This is a genomic window from Vibrio sp. B183, from assembly GCF_000740665.1.
Classification (GTDB): domain Bacteria; phylum Pseudomonadota; class Gammaproteobacteria; order Enterobacterales; family Vibrionaceae; genus Vibrio; species Vibrio coralliilyticus.
Genome location: NZ_JPQB01000004.1, coordinates 18,765 through 36,980, shown reverse-complemented (window position 1 = coordinate 36,980; position 18,216 = coordinate 18,765). Strand labels below are relative to the sequence as shown.

Genomic DNA, 18,216 nt, shown 5'->3' with positions numbered 1-18,216 from the left:
TGAATTATGTGAAGTGTAATTTCGTCTGTATTGAAGTGCATTTATTTGTAACTAATTGATTAATATGCTTATGTTGATAAAAAGTAACTTTAGCAACAAAATCTTTACATTAAGATATTTTATTGTATACAATGAATGTATGAAGTTGATGTGGCGTTACAATCGCGCCAAGCTTTTTAAGGAGAGCCTGAATGGATAAGGATTATTCACGAGATCTGGTTGGCTATGGGGCGAATCCTCCGCATCCCAAATGGCCGGGCGGTGCTCGTATCGCAGTGTCATTTGTATTGAATTATGAAGAAGGTGGTGAGCGTTGCCTTCTGCATGGAGATGACGAGTCCGAAGCCTTTCTATCTGAAATCCCAGCCGCTCAACCTATTAAGGGTGAGCGCCATATCAGCATGGAGTCTATCTATGAATACGGTAGTCGTGCTGGTGTGTGGCGTGTCTTACGCCTGTTTGACGAATACGAAATTCCACTCACCGTTTTTGCGGTGGCTATGGCGATTGAGCGACACCCTGACGTGGCAGAAGCCATGGTGCAAGCTGGCCATGAAATTTGTAGCCACGGTTATCGTTGGATTGATTATCAGTACATGGATGAGTCACAAGAGCGTGACCACATGGCAAAAGCGATTGAAATCATCAAAGAGGTCACAGGCAGCCGACCACTTGGTTGGTATACCGGTCGCACTGGGCCAAATACCCGCCGTTTGGTGGCGGAAGAAGGCGGATTCTTATACGACTCCGATGCCTATGATGACGATTTGCCGTATTGGCACACCGAAGCGGGTCGTCCGCAGTTGGTGATTCCATACACTTTGGATGTTAATGACATGCGTTTTGCTACCGCTCAGGGGTTCAACTCTGGTGAGCAATTCTTCCAGTATCTGAAAGACACGTTTGACACTCTTTATGAAGAAGGCGAATCCGCCCCGAAAATGATGTCGGTCGGATTGCATTGCCGCTTGATTGGTCGACCCGGTCGTCTTGCTTCACTCAAGCGTTTTCTCGATTACGTAAAACAACATGATGATGTGTGGCTATGTCGCCGCATTGATATTGCTCACCACTGGCATGAGCACCACCCATACACACCAAAAAAGGAGAAGTAATATGACTGAATTTCGTACTTGTAAACCATCAGAGATGGCTCGCGCGGAATTTGTCTCGCATTTTGGTGATGTGTATGAGCACAGCCCATGGGTGGCCGAATCGGTATTCGATCAAGGGCTTAATACCGAAGACAACAAAATTGAAAACTTGCACCTGCGTATGGCTAAAACCTTGCTGGGTGCAGAGAAAGATCAACAACTGGATCTGATTAACGCTCACCCGGATTTAGCCGGACGTGCTGCCGTTAATGGGGAACTGACCGCAGCCTCGACTGCTGAACAAGCGGGGGCGGGCATTGACCAATGCTCTGCGGACGAGTTCGAGAAATTTACCACTTATAACAACAGCTACAAAAGTCGCTTCAATTTTCCCTTCATTATGGCTGTGAAAGGGGCCAATCGTTACCAAATTCTTGAGTCGTTCGAGATGCGATTAGGAAATGATAGTGAAACTGAGTTTGCTACTGCGATTCAGGAAATCAACAAGATTGCGCTGTTTCGCCTGCGAGATATGTAAGTCACAGAGCTGGCGACTATCCCGTAATAACGCTCTCTAGAGAGCAGATAACTGACTCACTTAACCTATTTTTGATTAATTGGAAGGATGAAGGAAATGTCCTTAGATTTTGAACAATACATAAACCTCGCTGATGACAAACTGGGCGCTCAAGCTATTTACGCGACCGACGATTTCTTTGCTGATAAAAGCCGCCTTTTGCGCCGTGAAGCGCCGGAGTGGAAGGAAGGTGTTTATGACGATAATGGTAAATGGATGGATGGCTGGGAAAGCCGCCGTAAACGTGGTGAAGGCTACGACTATTGTGTGATTCGTCTAGGCCTAGCTGGCACAATTGCAGGCGTTGATATCGATACCTCTTTCTTTACGGGCAACTTCCCACCATCGGCATCTATTGATGCGTGTTACTCACCAGATGGCGACCCAACGGATGCCACTGAGTGGCAAGAAATTCTGCCGTCAATGAGCTTGCAAGGCGATCATCATCACCTTGAGCAAATTGAAAGCGACGAAGTATTCACTCACTTACGTCTTAACATCTATCCAGATGGCGGTGTTGCACGTCTTCGTGTTTACGGCCGACCAAGCGTGGATTGGGACCGCATTGATGCTCAGCAGAAAGTGGACTTAGCCGCTGTTGAAAATGGTGGTCGTGCGTTGGCATGTAGTGACGAGCACTATGGTAATAAATCAAACATTCTTGGCCCTGGCCGAGGCGAAAATATGGGTGATGGCTGGGAAACCGCACGTCGACGTACTCCAGGGAATGACTGGGTGATCGTTGCGCTGGGCCATGCTGGCAACATTGACCGTGTTGTGGTGGATACTGCGCACTTTAAAGGCAACTTCCCAGATAGCTGCTCTATTCAAGCGGCCTACGTTAAAGGTGGCACGGATGACCAAGTGGCGACACAAAGCCTGTTCTGGCGTGAACTTTTGCCAGCGCAGAAGCTCAAGGCACACGACATTCATGAGTTTGTCTCTGAAGTGAATGAACTGGGTGCTGTGACGCACGTTCGTCTGAATATCTTCCCGGATGGTGGTATTAGCCGTCTGCGTTTATTTGGAACTAAAGCGGAATAAGCGAGGGAAGCACAATGAGCAATGGAATTCGCCGATTAAAAATAGAGCCACTCACCAAAGAGGCGTTTGCAGAATTTGGAGACGTTATTGAAGTCGAAAACAGCGACTACTTTATGATCAATAACGGCTCGACCCGTCGTTACCACAAGCTAGCGAGCACGGATGTACAAGATCAAGGTGGTGAAGCCATCATCAGTATCTTTCAGGCCACGCCGCTGAGTTACCCGTTAACGATAAAAATGCTGGAACGTCATCCGCTTGGCTCGCAGGCCTTCGTTCCGTTGCTTGGGCGACCATATTTAATTGTTGTTGCGCCAAAAGGAGATGACCCGCAGTTGTCGCAAAGCCGTGCTTTCATCAGCAATGGCCGACAAGGTGTCAACTACCACAAAGGCGTTTGGCATCATCCGGTGCTGGCGCTGACCGAGCGTGATCAGTTTTTGATCGTCGATCGAGGTGGTGAAGGGCATAACTGTGATGAAGTGTTCTTTGACACCGATTTGGTCTCTCTGCATCTGGAAGATATTCCAGGCAACAGCAGCACGGATGAAGAGCAACGCATGGAACAAGCGTTGTAATGCTGGCACTGCCCATCGCAGGGTTCCTGTGATGGAAAGCGCTGGCAGTAAATAGGAGTTTATTATGGATCCACATATCACGGAGTGGTTGAATCTGGCGATTCGCTGGGTTCACATGATAGTCGGGATCGCCTGGATTGGCGCATCGTTTTACTTTGTTTGGTTGGAGAACAACCTAAACCGCGTTAACCCGAAAACTGGCCTGTCAGGCGACTTGTGGGCAATTCATGGCGGTGGTATCTACCACCTTGAAAAGTACAAACTTGCGCCACCAGAAATGCCAGAGCACCTGCACTGGTTTAAATGGGAAGCATACTTCACCTGGATTACCGGTGTGTTGCTACTGGCGGTTGTTTATTACCTCAACGCAGAAATCTATCTGATTGCACCGGGCTCTGGCCTGTCACCTACCACTGCTATTGCGATTGGTGTGGGTGCGTTAGTCGCGGGCTGGTTCATTTACGATCTCTTGTGTGATTCGCCTTTAGGCAAAACCCCAATGTTGCTGGGACTGGTTCTGTTTGTACTGCTTGTTGGTGCGACCTACGGACTGGCTCAGGTCTTCAGTGGTCGTGGTGCTTACATCCACGTTGGTGCCATCATAGGTACTATCATGGTGGGTAACGTTTTCCGCGTTATCATGCCAGCACAGCGCAATCTGGTGAGTGCGATTGAAGAAAACCGCGAACCGGATCCGGCACTGCCAGCAAAAGGTTTACTGCGTTCTCGCCACAACAACTACCTAACATTGCCTGTACTGTTCATCATGATCAGTAACCACTTCCCGAGCACTTACGGTTCGGAATACAACTGGGCGATTCTAGCGGGTTTGGCGATCTTCAGTATCCTAGTACGACACTATTTCAACACACGTCATGGTAGCCAGAAATTTGCCTGGACGATCCCTGTGGCGGCTTTGGGTATGATCACGTTGGCATTTGTGACTTCTCCTTATGCGAACCGACCTGCAGCGCCAGTGGCGAAAGCACCGGTTGTACAACAGCAGGCTGCGCCTGTTGCTGAAGCTGCAACAACAGAAGCAAATCAAACCGCATCGGCATCAACCGCTGAGCAGGCTCCTCAGGAGCAAGCAGCACCTGCAACAGGTGGTGTCAGCTTTGCCGAAGTGAACAAGGTCATTCAGGAGCGTTGCTCTGTATGTCACTCTGCCACGCCAACGCACGCAGCATTTGCGGTTGCGCCTGGAGGAGTTGTACTGGATACCCCTGAAGAGATCTTAACGAACGTTCCACGCATCATTTCTCAGTCCGTTGCGACTAAAGTGATGCCGCTGGGCAACCTTACTCAGATGACTGATGAGGAACGATCCCTTATCGGAGTTTGGGTGGAACAAGGTGCAGTTATCCAATAACTGTCCTTGCGGGACTGAGTGTCAGCCTGACTTCCTGTCATCCTATGTTCAGGCTGACATAGACTCCTCATTCCCAGCTGTCTCCAGACAGTGTATTTCCCTTTCCCCGGAACGTGTTCCGGGGTTTTTTATAGGTGTTAAGAAGCAAGAAATGCAAGGTTGTTGAAGTTGTGATGTTTATCTTCAATCAACGCATGCAGAAATTTCGGCTGTGCTACGTTTACTATTGATAGGTAACGCATTAGTCGTGAATGAAAGGCTGAGAGCGACATTTCTACCTTCTTTCTCTTTTCACGGGCTCATTAGATGGGCCCTACATTGGTCAATTATAAAAGGATTTAGATGTGACGAAATTAGCCATCAGCATCAGACACAAAACCATACTGGCGACAGTATTGGCAGTGGTTCTGGTCATCATCGTACTGATCAGTACCACCGTGAGCCAAGGTCGTAAGATCATTCTCGACCAAACCTATTCACAGCAGCTTCCGGCTTCGCTGGGAGAGGTGAGCAACAAAATTAAGCTTGAGTTGGAGAAACCGCTGGTTATCGCAGATGTGATGTCAGAGCTTTCCCAACTGACCGAATTTACAGGTGAGGGCAGTGAAGAAATCGTCGATATCCTTAGCCGCATTAAGCAACAGTTCGGTGCACTGACGGCGTTCTACGTCAACACCGTTGATAGTGGCTACTACATTCCGACCGGCAAATTGAAAGACATGTCGGCGCAGTCTAATGATGACCAATGGTTTTATGGTTTTCTCGCCAGTGGCAAGAAGGTCGAGCTATCGATTGATGTCGATGACTCTACTGGTGTAGCAACTGTGTTTGTTAACCATGTGGTGATACATCAGGGCAAGCGTATTGGTGTTACCGGGATTGGCCTGTCGCTACAAAACATGGGGAAAACCGTCGCCAACTACTCACTGGGTGAGCAAGGTCAACTGATGCTGGTCGACAATCAAGGAGTAGTGAAGATTCACGCCGATGCCAATCTGGTGGGTAAATCACTCAACAATTTGCAGCTGCGAGAATTGGCAACGGAGCTGGGTAAACTCAGTGACACAGACTCACACATTATTGAAGCTGAAGTGAACGGTAGCGCCATGATTGTCGGGTTTATTGCTTTGCCAGAGCTCGGTTGGACACTGGTTTCTCTTCAGCCTCAAAGTGAAGTGCTGGCGGAGCTGAATCAGTTCATTCAGACCATGACTTACATCGGTGTGGTGGTGGCCTTACTCTTTATTGTCATCAGTGCTTATATGACGAATGCTTTGCTTAAACCTCTGTCGACCACAGCAGACTTGCTGCTGGAAATCGGCGGCGGTGGTGGTGACCTGACGCAAAGGCTGGACGAAAGCCGCAATGACGAAGTCGGCAGCATTGCCCGTGGTTACAACCAGTTTGTTGCTTATATGGGCAATGTCTTACAAGAGATCGATCGCTCGCGCGTTGATTTGGTGGCAACCATTGATCATATTGATTCTCAAGCCAGTGAGATGAAACATCAGATCCAAGGGCAGGAGCAGAACATTGACCAAGTCGCGACAGCGATCCATGAAATGAGCGCTAGCTCGGAAGAGATCGCCAGCAATGCCAACAATACGTCAGACAATGTGCAGCAAGCGACAGTAGAAGTGAAACATGGTTTGTCATCGGTCAGTGACACATTTTCTCATACCGAAGCGATGAGTCGACAGTTGGATCAGAGTAGTCAGAGTATTGAAAAGCTCTCTAATGATATCAACGCCATTGATACGGTACTGGATGTGATCAGCGGCGTGTCGGAGCAAACCAATTTGCTTGCACTCAATGCGGCGATAGAAGCAGCTCGTGCGGGAGATCAGGGGAGAGGGTTTGCTGTGGTAGCGGACGAAGTGCGCACATTAGCGTCACGCACGCAGGATTCAGCCAGTGAAATTCGTACCATTATCGAAAATCTTCAGGGCCTCAGCGATACGGTGGTGAAAGAAGTTGGCCAGAGTCACAGTACCGGTAAAGCGTGTTTAACCGCCGCTCAGGCTTCAGAGAAGCACTTAGAGTCTATCAATCAGTTTGTTGATGAGATTCACCAACTGAGTAGCCAGACCGCCACTGCGACCAATGAGCAGTCTCAGGTTATCAATGAAATTGCTCCGCATGTTTCGAGTATTGCTGATGTGGCACGCAGCAACACTGAGATGGTGAATCAAACCTCCCATCATTGTGCCGATCTGAAAGAGAATGTGAATTCTCTCAGCCAGCTGGTGGCGAAGTTCAAGTTCTAACTCGTAAGGCGGCCATAAGGCCGCTTTTTTATTGTAGGCTAGGGATCGTTGCGATAGCCAGGCAGATAGATAGGCTCCTGCTGGGAAGCCTCATCTAGCCATTCTCTTACGTATGGGCGATTGAGAAGTTCACTGAACCAACTTTGGGTATAAGGCCATCGTTCATCGGCCTCAAGGTGAGAAGAGAAACGCACCACCGAAGGCAACAGCATAATGTCGGCGATGGAAAACTCTCCCACCAAGTAATGCCCTTCGTACTCGTAAATGGTGTCGTTCCAGAGCTGATAGATGGCTTCAATTTGCGCTGTCTCATCTTGGCTCAGTGCTTTTTTGTCGGGATAAAATGCACTTTCAAACGATAATGCTGAGCAGACACGGCCAAAAGTGGAATGCTGCCAGGCGGCAAACGATCTGGCCTTCGCCCGTGCGCCAATGTCCTCTGGCCACAAACTACCTTCACCGAGTTCACTGGCGTATTCTGCGATTGCCAGTGAGTCAAAAATGATCAGGCCATCGTCATCCAGCACGGGCACTGCTGCCGGTGGAGAAAAGGTGCCGATATGCTGCAGGTTTTCCCAACGTTGCGGGCGGCGAATGTCCATAATCCGCTCTTCAAAAGGAATCCCCTGTTCTTTTAACGCCAACCAAGCCCTGAATGCCCAGCTAGAGGCATTGCGATTACCACTGTAGAGAATGCGTTTCATGTTGCGTCCTTTCTGATGATGATGGCCCTATTATAAGGTTGCTCCGCTGTTAGTTCGCTTGAATATTGACATGTAAACGCCTATAAAAAGGCGTATAACTCAATTATACGCGGAATAATGGCATGGATGCTTTTGATCATCACATTCTTCGAGCTCTTCAGAACAACAGTCGAATCAGTAGCGAAGTATTAGGTGCTGAGATTGGTTTATCACCATCGGCCTGTCAGCGGCGGATCAAAAAACTCAAACAACGGGGGGTGATCAAGCAAGAAGTGGCGCTGCTGGATGCTAGTCAACTGCCGGGATTCATCACCACATTGGTAGATATCACTCTGGAGCGTGGCGGAGAAACCGCGCTGGATGAGTTTATTCATGCGCTTGAAGCCGAACCGCAGGTTCAGCAGTTTTATTACGTGGCGGGCGACGTGGATTTTGTCGTCATTGTGGTCACTCAGGATATGAAAGCCTATGACGCACTGTCGAGGCACCTGTTTATGTCCAACCAAAACATCAAAAAGTTTTCGACTAAAGTTGTGATTCAACCGGGTAAAGTTGGTCTTGAACTTCCTGTGTGAAATGTGCAGCTTTTGTTTTGACTTCAAAGGCTTGAAAAGGCATTTAATGAATCCTTGTCTATACTGATTCTGAACACTGATAAATAGTGTGAATAATTGAATCGGGATATTCGAGGGGTCTTTATGCGCAGAACAACTTGGTTTAGCACTTTGGCAGTTGGTTTGATGTTAGCCAATGTGGTTTACGCTCTGCCAGTTCCGGAAGGTGACCCAGTTCTTTGGGTATCGGGAGAGATTACCGAATCTAACACTGCCGATGGTGTTGAGTTCGATTCCGCGATGATAAAGCAACTTGAGCAAGGAACGATTAAGACCAATAACCATGTGGTTTCTGATGTTGTCGAATACAAAGGACCGAAAATGAGTGCTTTGTTGGATTATGTGGGTGCTCAAGGTTCGACGGTCAAGGTCATTGCCTGGGATGAATATGTGGTCAGCATTCCGATGTCAGACATCAAAAAATACGGTGTTTTGCTTGCGACGCATGAAGATGGCATCAAAATGACCATTGATGGTAAAGGTCCGTTCTTCGTTGTATTCCCCTTCACTGATAACCCCGAGATCCAAAACGATCTGTTTTATAGCCTGTCCGTGTGGCAAGTTCGAGAGATTGTTATCGAGTAAGCAGTATGGAACGGTTTTGGGATAGGGGACGTTACTTTGTTGTGATTATTTCGGCATTGTGCTCTCTACTTTTGTTGGTCATTGCCTATGTTTTTTACTCTGTAACAGAAATCAAAAATGTATCCTCTGAGCCTTACGTTACGATAATCAACAACAACATTTCAGCTAAAACAAAACTGCTGTTCGTAAAATCTGAAGTGCTTTCCTTTTCCGCCCTTAGAGATAAGAAAAGCCTGTCAAAACTCAAATTTAAATCCAGAATTTATAAGTCGAGTATCCTGCAGGATCTCCTCGCTGAACGAACCAATCGTGTTCATAAAAAATTTGGTAACGTGGATGAACTTCAGCAAGTTGTTGAGGATATTCGAGCTGTTTTCGACTCGATAGACCAGCTTAGTCTTACCAATTTGGAAAATATCGATACAGTGATAAATCGTATTGATGGTACTTATTCGAGACTCAATATTTACCTAGCTGACTTTGTCGCCGAAGTACAACGTCAACAGATCGAGTTTCTCGATTTCAAAGAATCTTTCTATAACAAACAGTATGTTTATTTAGGCATCATTTTGTTGTGTTCCATGCTGATGATTGGTGTGATTTCATGGATGTATCTGCACCAGATTCGGTTAAGTAAAGACCTAGAGGAAAGAACCAAGGTGATGGAAGAGGCGAAGCGCAACGCTGAGCAAAGCTCCATTGCGAAAGCCCGATTTCTCGCCAACATGTCTCATGAAATGCGTACTCCTCTGAATGCAATTATTGGGTTGAGCCAGAAAGAGTATTACCAATCGTCTGATGAGCAAACCAGACACTTCCTTTCGATGATCAACAGCTCTGGTGAGCACTTGCTTAAGCTGATCAACAACGTGTTAGACCTCAGCAAGATTGAGCAAGGTAAGTCAAAATTGGAGAGCGATGAGTTCTTTATTAGTGAGCTGATTGATGTCTCTAAAACCGTGTTTATTAACTTCGATAAGCAGCAAGCGGTAGATGTCTTCTTTTCAGTATCCTTGGAACGAAACTATAAGATAAAGTCGGATAAAACTAAGCTTGTCCAGATAATCAATAACTTAGGTTACAACGCGCTCAAATTTACGGAATCAGGTCACGTCGAGATCCACATATCTCTTAGTTCAGAGTCTGGGATGCTGCATATTGTGGTGAAGGATACTGGGATTGGTATGACTCAGGAGCAATTGGATAAAGTGTTTCAGGAGTTTACTCAAGCAGATGACTCGATTACCCGAAAGTATGGAGGCACAGGGCTGGGTTTGTCGATATGTCAGTCTTTAGTGAATTTGTTGGGTGGCGCTATCAGTGTAGAAAGCTCGCTGGGTGAGGGTAGTGAATTCTCAATTGAAGTCCCCGTGAGTATTACCGATTCCGCCCTTTTAGTCAGTGACAAGCTGGCGACAGGATCAGTGAGAGTAGTATCAGATAACCGCTATGCGACTGAATTGATTACCAAAGAGCTTAGCAAGCTGGAGCTGTATGACGCTCATGGGGATTCGGTATTATGTTATCTGCGCAGTGATGATGTTTTGGAAAATACGCTCAAGCAAGCGCACTGCCGTGATGACCAAACACTCATTGTGTATGGGAATATCAATACGACATTTCCGCCGAGCGAAAACATGACATTATTGAGTAAGCCGTACGACTTGTTTAGTTTGCTCGATTGTTTACAAGCGATGGCTAAAACGGATTCAAAACAAGAGCGTACTGTGGATGGGGACGACGTTTCTGGGCTCTCCGTCATGTTGGTTGAAGACATTCGTATGAACCAAATCGTCGCTCAGAAAATGCTGACAACCTTGGAGGCAGAGGTCACGACAGTGAACAACGGGCAGGAATGTGTCGACTTACTTAATCATGAGCATTTCGATATTATCTTTATGGATATCCAGATGCCAGTTATGGATGGGTTAGAAGCACTCAAACAGATAAAGCGTGACAACCTTGCGCCAGATACTGCTATCATCGCGCTGACCGCTAACACGTTTGAAAGTGATGTACAGAACTACCTAGAGCAAGGCTTTGATAACGTGCTTCCTAAACCATTTAAGTTAGAGTGGTTGAAAGGGATGTTAGAGAAACACGCATGAGTTTGTGTTTCTAATCAGATTTCACGCCCACGATCATTCCCACTCTTTGGTTCTCGATACCTAGCAGCCATTTTTTGATGGGATTTAAGTTTCCAAAGTCGTAGCAGTGGGCTGAGAAAACGCTGCTAAAGCCTGCTTTGATCAGTTGTTCTCGCCAGAAAAGTTCTGAATTAAAACACACTCCGACCCCTGCAGTATTTGAACCTAACTTGGCTACAAGCGTTTTAATCAGAGTCGAGGAGGTGAGCTGATAAATTCTTTTGCCTGGAATATTGGAGTGGTCCGTGCCTTCATACAGATTCTCAAAAATCACAACGATGCCCTCTGGTGCTAGCATGTCGTAAGCATCTTTTAACCCCTTCAGTTGTAAGTCATGCGTCTTGGAATAGGTTGGCGCGACAAAATGGTTGAGTACCCAGTTGAACTGGATTAAGTCGTATTTGAAGAAGCAGTCGAAGCTTTGGTAATGGGCTTGGATCAGGTTTTTACGACTATTAGGGTTGTTCTCGTTCAATGCATTTTCGTCAGGGTCAACGATAGTGACCTGGCAGCCTGGATATCGGCCGATGAGTTTGTCTGCGTAGCTGCCATTGCCTCCACCGACATCGAGAAAATGTGCTTGGTTAGTGTTTGGGATGTAGCGTTCAATAATATCTGACACAAGGTGAAACAGCTCCTTGTCGATAATGTCTCCCTTGGATAAAACAATCTTATTCTGGCCAAGATACTTAGCTTGTTCACTCATATTCAACACCTCCACTGTTATGATGAAACTTAGCAGTTATTGTGCCGATATTCTTTGTATTTAAGTCGCTGTTTTATATGTGTTTATTTTGACTATTGCAGACGTTATTATTTTGAGATTGATTTTGATATTCAATAAGATACGAGAAACAAAAAACGCCCTTGCGAAGCAAGGGCGTTTTCACTAAAAGACCGAGTTAACTAGCAAACTTTTTTGCGTCGATGCGTCCTTCTGCGTCATAGGCTTTCTCGCCATAGATGTACGTCTTAGAAACGGTGCGGTCATCGCCAAGGCTCATCAACACAAACAGCTTCTCTTCCAAGGTTTTGGCTTGCTCCATACGGAAGCGCATCAGCTGCGTTGCATGTAAATCCAGTACGACAAAGTCCGCTTCTTTACCCACTTCAAGGTTACCAATTTTGTCTTCAAGGTGGAGTGAACGTGCGCCGCCCAGTGTTGCTAAGAACAGGGATTTCAATGGATGCAGTTTCTCCTGTTGAAGCTGCATGATCTTATACGCTTCACTCATCGTCTCAAGAATCGAGAAGCTGGTTCCTGCGCCGACATCGGTGCCCATACCGACGCGAACTCCATGCTCTTCCAGTTTAGGTAGTTTGAACAGACCAGAACCGAGGAACAGATTCGATGTTGGACAGAAGGCAATTGCCGATTCAGTTTCTGCCAAACGCTGGCATTCACAATCAGAGAGATGAATGCCGTGAGCAAACACAGAGCGCTTATGCAGTAGTCCGTAATGGTCGTAGACATCCAGATAAGAGTCGCGCTCTGGGAACAGTTCAAGCACCCATTCAATCTCTTTCTTGTTCTCTGAAAGGTGGGTATGCATGTACACATCTGGGTATTCTTCCAGAAGTTTACCTACAGTCGCCAGCTGTTCAGGTGTGCTGGTTGGAGCGAAACGAGGCGTAACCGCATAAAGCAGTCGGCCTTTGTTATGCCATTTTTCAATCAGCTCTTTAGACGCTTCATAACCAGATTCTGGCGTATCGGTCAGGTAGTCTGGCGCGTTGCGGTCCATTAGGACTTTACCTGCGATCATACGCAAGTTGCGGCGCTCTGCCTCTTCAAAGAACACATCGACCGACTCTTTATGTACCGTGCCAAACACCAATGCTGTGGTGGTGCCGTTACTCGCTAGCTCATTGAAGAACAGCTTCGCGACTTTATGCGCGTAAACCGGGTTTTTGAAGCGTCTTTCTTCTGGGAAGGTGTAGTTTTCTAACCAGTCGAGCAGTTGCTCACCGTAAGAGGCGATCATGCCGGTTTGCGGATAATGAATATGGGTGTCGATGAAACCCGATGTGATCAGTTTGTCTTCATATTCGGTTATGTTGAGATCGTTTGGCTGCCTTTTAAGCACCTCTTCTGTCTCACCGATATCGATGACGTGGCCATCTTCCACCACGAGAAGACCGTCGTCAAAAAACTGATACGAGTTTTCCAGTCCTACGTCTTTTGGGTCAGCAATACTGTGCAGAAGGCTTGCACGATAAGCTTTGCGTTGAGTTGTCATGTTTACTTCCTTTAACGGCCCTCTTTCGGGGCTAGGCGATTTTCTCTTCCAATGATGAATCGCTCAGTTGTTCTTCTTTACTGTGTGGCGTAGGGCGCTTCTCTTCAAGCTCCATTCCCTGATAGTGTGCGATGAGTTCACCCGCAACCGATACCGCAATTTCAGCAGGATGTTTTCCATTCACCATGCTGATGCCAATTGGGCAAATCATCGTATTGATCTGTTGCTGGTTATAGCCGCGCTGTGCCAAACGCATGTCGAACTTTTTGCGTTTGGTTAGCGAACCTATCATGCCGAAATACACACTGTCGTCGCGATCAATGATTGCCTTGGCCAATTCAAAATCGAGCTGATGATTGTGTGTCATGACCAGATAGTAGCTATTGGGTGACACGTCGCGTACTTCAGCGACAGGATCATCGCTCACCAACTTGGTTACGTTACGAGGGAGTTCATCAGGGAATACGTCTTCACGCTCATCAATCCAAGTGACACGGAAAGGGAGAGTCGAGACGATATGCAAAAGGGCTTTGGCAACATGGCCAGCACCGAATACCACTAGATGTTTTTGCGCGGTTCCAATTGGCTCGAAGCTCAGTGTTGCCATTCCGCCACAACACTGACCTAAACGAGCCCCGAGATTAAAGCGCTCCACTTTCAGTGAACGTTCACCCGCGAGCAGCATTTCACGCGCCATTTTGGTGGCGATGTGCTCCAGATGACCACCACCAATGGTGGCAATCAAACGGTCGCGAGTGACCAACATTTTTGTGCCCGCATCCCGTGGCACTGAGCCACGGTCTTCCAATACGGTCACCATCACGCAAGGTTCACTGTTTTTCTCTAGCTGTGCCAGTTCATGAATCCAATTGTCCTTAAACATACGTCTCTCCTTGAACGGTAAACCCTTGAATAACCGCTTAAACCTCTTGCGTGTTCTGTTTTGCCACTTGTTGTTGCGTTTGCGTTACCTCATTGATTGCCATCAACACACGCTCTGGTGTTGCTGGCGTATCTAATTTAGGTATAGCACCTTCAACGGCAACTGAGGCAATGGCATCTTTCAGTGCACTCCACACTGACATGCCGAGCATGAATGGCGGCTCACCGACAGCCTTGGAGTTAAACACGGTATCTTCTGGGTTGGCTCGATTTTCCAGAAGGTGAGTGTGGAACTCGATAGGCATATCGGCGATCGCCGGAATCTTGTAGCTGGCAGGCCCGTTGGTCATCAGACGACCTTGTTCGTTCCAGATCAGCTCTTCTGTGGTCAGCCAGCCTACACCTTGCAGGAAGCCGCCCTCGACCTGGCCAATATCAATTGCTGGGTTAAGAGAAGCCCCTACATCGTGCAGAATGTCTGCGCGCAGAATTTTGTATTCGCCTGTCAGGGTATCCACAATGACTTCTGAGCAAGAGGCACCGTACGCGAAGTAGTAGAACGGACGGCCACGCGCTTTTTCATGGTCATAGTAGATTTTTGGTGTGCGGTAGAAACCAGTGCTCGATAGCGATACTTGGTTGAAATAGGCCAGCTGAACAAAGGCTTCGAAGGTCAGAATTTCATCACGAATCACAACCATACCGTTTTTAAACACCACTTCTTCTGCTGACACTTTGTAGTGACTGGCAGCGAAGTCGATCAGACGTTGTTTGATGGTCAGTGCGGCGTTCTGGGCGGCCTTACCGTTGAGGTCGGCGCCCGATGAGGCCGCGGTTGGTGATGTGTTCGGTACTTTGTCTGTGTTGGTAGCGGTGATTTGGATACGTTCAACATCTACTTGGAACTCCTCAGCAACGATTTGCGCCACCTTGATGTTCAGACCCTGACCCATTTCCGTACCACCGTGATTCAAATGAATACTGCCATCGGTGTAAATATGGATGAGCGCACCAGCCTGATTCAGGAAAGTCGCAGTGAAAGAAATACCAAATTTCACTGGTGTGATCGCCAGACCTTTCTTAAGGATCGGGCTTTGCTTGTTGAACTCAGCGATGGCTTTACGACGGGCGTGATAGTCACTGCTTTGTTCAAGTTGCTCAGTGATTTCTGGCAGGAAGTTATCTTCAACTGTCTGGTAGTAATGAGTGACGTTACGTCCCTCACCACCGTAGTAATTCGCTTTACGGACTTCGAGTGGATCTTTACCCAGATAGCGGGCAATTTCATCCATGATATGCTCAATGGTCATCATCCCCTGCGGGCCACCAAATCCACGGTAAGCCGTATTCGACGCCGTGTTGGTTTTGCAGCGGTGACCTGTCACTGTAGCATCACCCAGATAATATGCGTTGTCTGAGTGGAACATTGCACGGTCGACAATCGAGCTCGACAGATCCGGAGAGTAACCACAGTTACCCGCTACGATGATGTCAGCCCCTTCAATGACGCCATCATCGTTAAATCCTATTTTGTACTGGTTATAAAATGGGTGACGCTTGCCCGTCATGGTCATGTCTTCCATACGAGGCAGACGCATCTTAGTTGGGCGTTTAGTCAGGTGCGCAATGACTGCAGCCATACACGCTGGCGCTGCGGCTTGCGTTTCTTTACCCCCGAAACCGCCGCCCATACGACGCATGTCGATCACGACTTTGTGCATCGAAACCCCAAGTACTTCGGCGACCAGCTTTTGTACTTCAGTTGGGTTTTGTGTCGAGGTATAAACGATCATGCCACCATCTTCAGTTGGCATCACGCTGCTGACCTGAGTCTCAAGGTAGAAGTGTTCCTGACCACCAATCTCCAGATCGCCTTCAATCACGTGTTTTGCTTTGGCGAGTGCCGCTGCTGAGTCACCGCGTTTTTGCTGGTGGCTTTCAGTAACAAACAGCTCTTTCTCAAGCGCTTCTTTTACGTCGAGTACTGGTGGTAGGGCTTCGTACTCAACAATGGCGGCTTGCGCGGCTTTGCGTGCCGTTTCCATATCATCCGCGGCAACGGCAAGTACGGGCTGACCGTAGTATTGAACCAGACCGTCAGCAAGCAGTGGATCGCCCGGTAGAATGGCACCGATATCCAACTGGCCCGGTACGTCTTCGTGGGTGATGGCAATCGCAACGCCTTCAAATTCGTAACACGGCGAAACGTCCAGTTTGGTGATTTTTGCGTGAGCTTGGGTGCTCAGGCGTGCATACACGTGCAACTGGTTAGGGAATTCTAAGCGGTCATCAATGTAAACCGCTTCACCTGTGACCTGCTTCGGGGCGCTGTCGTGTTTTACGCTTTTACCAACGCCGGTTTTCAGATCCTGCTTTACGATGGCGACCATCTCTTCTTGAGTCATGGTCTGATGATGTGCGTTAGACATAAGACGTTACCCTTGTTTCGATCTGGTTGTTGTGATGAGTCTGCTCGATGTAGAAGCGACGCAGCATGTTCGCTGCTGTCATTGAGCGGTACTCTTTGCTGGCACGGAAGTCGCTAAGTGGCTCAAAATCGTTATGGATTTCAGCCATCGCGGCATCAATGGTTGCTTGTGTCCATTCTTTGCCTAATAGCGCATTTTCACAGTGCGTTGCACGTTTTGGCGTTGCCGCCATACCACCGAAAGCGATGCGGGCATTGATGACTTTATGGTCTTCAATCTCAATATTGAATGCGCCACAAACCGCAGAAATATCATCGTCTAGACGCTTGGAAAGCTTGTAAGCACGGAAGGTTTCGTTCGCTTTTGATTTAGGAATAATCACTTGCTCGATAAATTCACTTTCTTGCTGAGCAGTGACTTTGTAGCTGATGAAGTAGTCTTCAATCGGCAAGATTCTGGTCTGCTTACCACGGCGCAATTTCACTTGTGCATTCAGTGCAATCAAAAGCGGCGGCGCATCACCGATAGGGGAGGCGTTACCAATGTTGCCACCCAATGTGCCCTGATTACGGACTTGAAGAGAAGCAAAGCGATGCAGCAGCTCACCAAAATCAGAGAAATGTTGAGTCAGAAGTTGGTAGGCATCGCTGATCGCAACGTTAGCACCAATGTGTAGAGCATCGTCACTTTCTTCACACACTTTCATGTCTTCAACCAGATTTACGCTGATCAAAGTTTCAATCTCGCGGTGGAATTGAGTGACTTCAAGAGCCAAATCAGTACCGCCAGCAACCAGCTTGGCCTTTGGATTTGCAGTGTAAATCTGTGCCAGTTCGTCAATGCTACGAGGGATATATGCTGTTAGGTTGCCTTGGCTCAGACTGGCGGGTTGCCCCTGAAGAGCTTCTAGTCGAGCAATGGTCTCTTTTTCCAGCTCAACAAACTGGTCCATCAATGGTTCATCAGAAGCCAGAGACAAAGCGGCGTCAACAATAGGGCGGTACCCGGTACAGCGGCATAAGTTACCCGCCAGAGACTCCATGACATCTTCCTTGTTCGCCGCAGGTTTGTTCTTGCTCAGAGCAAACATCGACATGATAAAACCTGGAGTACAGTAACCACATTGAGAACCGTGGAAATCGACCATCGCTTGCTGAGTTGAGTGAAGCTTGTTTTTGTTCTGCAAGTCTTCAACGGTAATCAGCTGCTTACCATGTAGTGCGGATACGAACGTCAGACAGGAATTCACCGAGCGATACTGAAGTTGGCCTTCGATCACTTCGCCTAGTACTACGGTACAGGCACCACAGTCACCTGAGCCACAGCCTTCTTTAGTACCTGTTTTTTGTACATGTGTTCTCAGGTACTGCAGCACTGTCATATTTGGTGACAGCTCACTCTCTTGTCTGAGTTCTTGATTGAGTAGGAAAGTAATCAAGAGACCTCCTTGTGCATTGACACTATTGTTCCAATAATAATTTTCTGACCTTTGGGTCAATAATTGGATAATTTGACTGTAAGGTCAACTTTAATTTTACAATATTGCAACATGAAATGACCGATAAAGGTGTCATTAACAAGAGTGGTGGCAAAGTAAGTCTATGAATTTAATGATGTTAAAGTTTGTTTTGACGTAAAAAATTTTAACGTAAAGAAATTTAATATTGTATTTTATTTTGTGTA

At 47.3% G+C, this 18,216-nt stretch carries 15 protein-coding genes; 9 read left to right on the top strand and 6 right to left on the bottom strand.

Annotated features, from left to right (window positions below; genetic code table 11):
• The first annotated feature begins 191 nt into the window (after positions 1–191).
• From puuE to IX95_RS03145, 6 genes are all read left to right on the top strand, one after another.
• Positions 192–1,115, top strand: coding sequence for an allantoinase PuuE (gene puuE / locus IX95_RS03170; protein ID WP_038156774.1), 924 nt, complete (start codon positions 192–194; stop codon positions 1,113–1,115).
• 1 nt (position 1,116) lies between these two features.
• Complete coding sequence (uraD, locus tag IX95_RS03165; RefSeq protein ID WP_038156772.1) at positions 1,117–1,632, top strand: 2-oxo-4-hydroxy-4-carboxy-5-ureidoimidazoline decarboxylase; 516 nt, start codon at positions 1,117–1,119, stop codon at positions 1,630–1,632.
• 96 nt (positions 1,633–1,728) lie between these two features.
• Positions 1,729–2,715, top strand: a complete 987-nt coding sequence (gene alc, locus IX95_RS03160) for an allantoicase (protein ID WP_021455252.1) — start codon at positions 1,729–1,731, stop codon at positions 2,713–2,715.
• A gap of 14 nt (positions 2,716–2,729) precedes the next feature.
• Positions 2,730–3,293, top strand: a complete 564-nt coding sequence (locus IX95_RS03155; RefSeq protein WP_006961853.1) for an ureidoglycolate lyase — start codon at positions 2,730–2,732, stop codon at positions 3,291–3,293.
• 64 nt (positions 3,294–3,357) lie between these two features.
• Entirely contained in the window at positions 3,358–4,665 is a 1,308-nt protein-coding gene (locus IX95_RS03150) for a urate hydroxylase PuuD (RefSeq protein WP_038156770.1), read from the top strand.
• A gap of 344 nt (positions 4,666–5,009) precedes the next feature.
• The gene (locus IX95_RS03145; protein ID WP_038156767.1) at positions 5,010–6,932 is read left to right on the top strand and encodes a methyl-accepting chemotaxis protein; all 1,923 of its coding nucleotides are present in this window, start codon (positions 5,010–5,012) and stop codon (positions 6,930–6,932) included.
• 38 nt (positions 6,933–6,970) lie between these two features.
• Here the strand turns inward: IX95_RS03145 and IX95_RS03140 are convergent, their stop codons facing one another.
• Positions 6,971–7,636 (bottom strand): glutathione S-transferase family protein, encoded by a 666-nt coding sequence (locus tag IX95_RS03140; protein WP_038156765.1) that lies wholly within the window; start codon positions 7,634–7,636, stop codon positions 6,971–6,973.
• A 122-nt stretch (positions 7,637–7,758) separates the two neighbouring features.
• On the opposite strand from IX95_RS03140, the gene IX95_RS03135 reads away from it, so the two are divergent.
• The 3 genes from IX95_RS03135 to IX95_RS03125 all read left to right on the top strand — a co-directional run bounded on the left by IX95_RS03135 (position 7,759) and on the right by IX95_RS03125 (position 10,943).
• Positions 7,759–8,211, top strand: a complete 453-nt coding sequence (locus tag IX95_RS03135; RefSeq protein WP_038156764.1) for an Lrp/AsnC family transcriptional regulator — start codon at positions 7,759–7,761, stop codon at positions 8,209–8,211.
• A gap of 123 nt (positions 8,212–8,334) precedes the next feature.
• Entirely contained in the window at positions 8,335–8,835 is a 501-nt protein-coding gene (locus tag IX95_RS03130) for a hypothetical protein (protein WP_038156762.1), read from the top strand.
• A gap of 5 nt (positions 8,836–8,840) precedes the next feature.
• The gene (locus IX95_RS03125; protein WP_038156760.1) at positions 8,841–10,943 is read left to right on the top strand and encodes an ATP-binding protein; all 2,103 of its coding nucleotides are present in this window, start codon (positions 8,841–8,843) and stop codon (positions 10,941–10,943) included.
• 10 nt (positions 10,944–10,953) lie between these two features.
• Here the strand turns inward: IX95_RS03125 and IX95_RS03120 are convergent, their stop codons facing one another.
• The 5 genes from IX95_RS03120 to xdhA form a co-directional block, all read right to left on the bottom strand.
• Positions 10,954–11,688: a class I SAM-dependent methyltransferase gene (locus IX95_RS03120; RefSeq protein ID WP_038156758.1), complete on the bottom strand. Its 735-nt coding sequence runs from the start codon at positions 11,686–11,688 to the stop codon at positions 10,954–10,956.
• 196 nt (positions 11,689–11,884) lie between these two features.
• A complete protein-coding gene (gene guaD / locus IX95_RS03115) occupies positions 11,885–13,222 on the bottom strand; it encodes a guanine deaminase (RefSeq protein ID WP_038156756.1) in 1,338 nt (445 codons plus the stop codon).
• A gap of 31 nt (positions 13,223–13,253) precedes the next feature.
• Complete coding sequence (gene xdhC, locus IX95_RS03110) at positions 13,254–14,105, bottom strand: xanthine dehydrogenase accessory protein XdhC (protein WP_038156754.1); 852 nt, start codon at positions 14,103–14,105, stop codon at positions 13,254–13,256.
• A 37-nt stretch (positions 14,106–14,142) separates the two neighbouring features.
• Entirely contained in the window at positions 14,143–16,533 is a 2,391-nt protein-coding gene (gene xdhB / locus IX95_RS03105) for a xanthine dehydrogenase molybdopterin binding subunit (RefSeq protein ID WP_021455261.1), read from the bottom strand.
• Positions 16,526–17,971, bottom strand: coding sequence for a xanthine dehydrogenase small subunit (xdhA, locus tag IX95_RS03100; RefSeq protein ID WP_038156752.1), 1,446 nt, complete (start codon positions 17,969–17,971; stop codon positions 16,526–16,528). The genes xdhB and xdhA overlap by 8 nt, the downstream gene beginning before the upstream one ends.
• Positions 17,972–18,216: the final 245 nt, after the last annotated feature.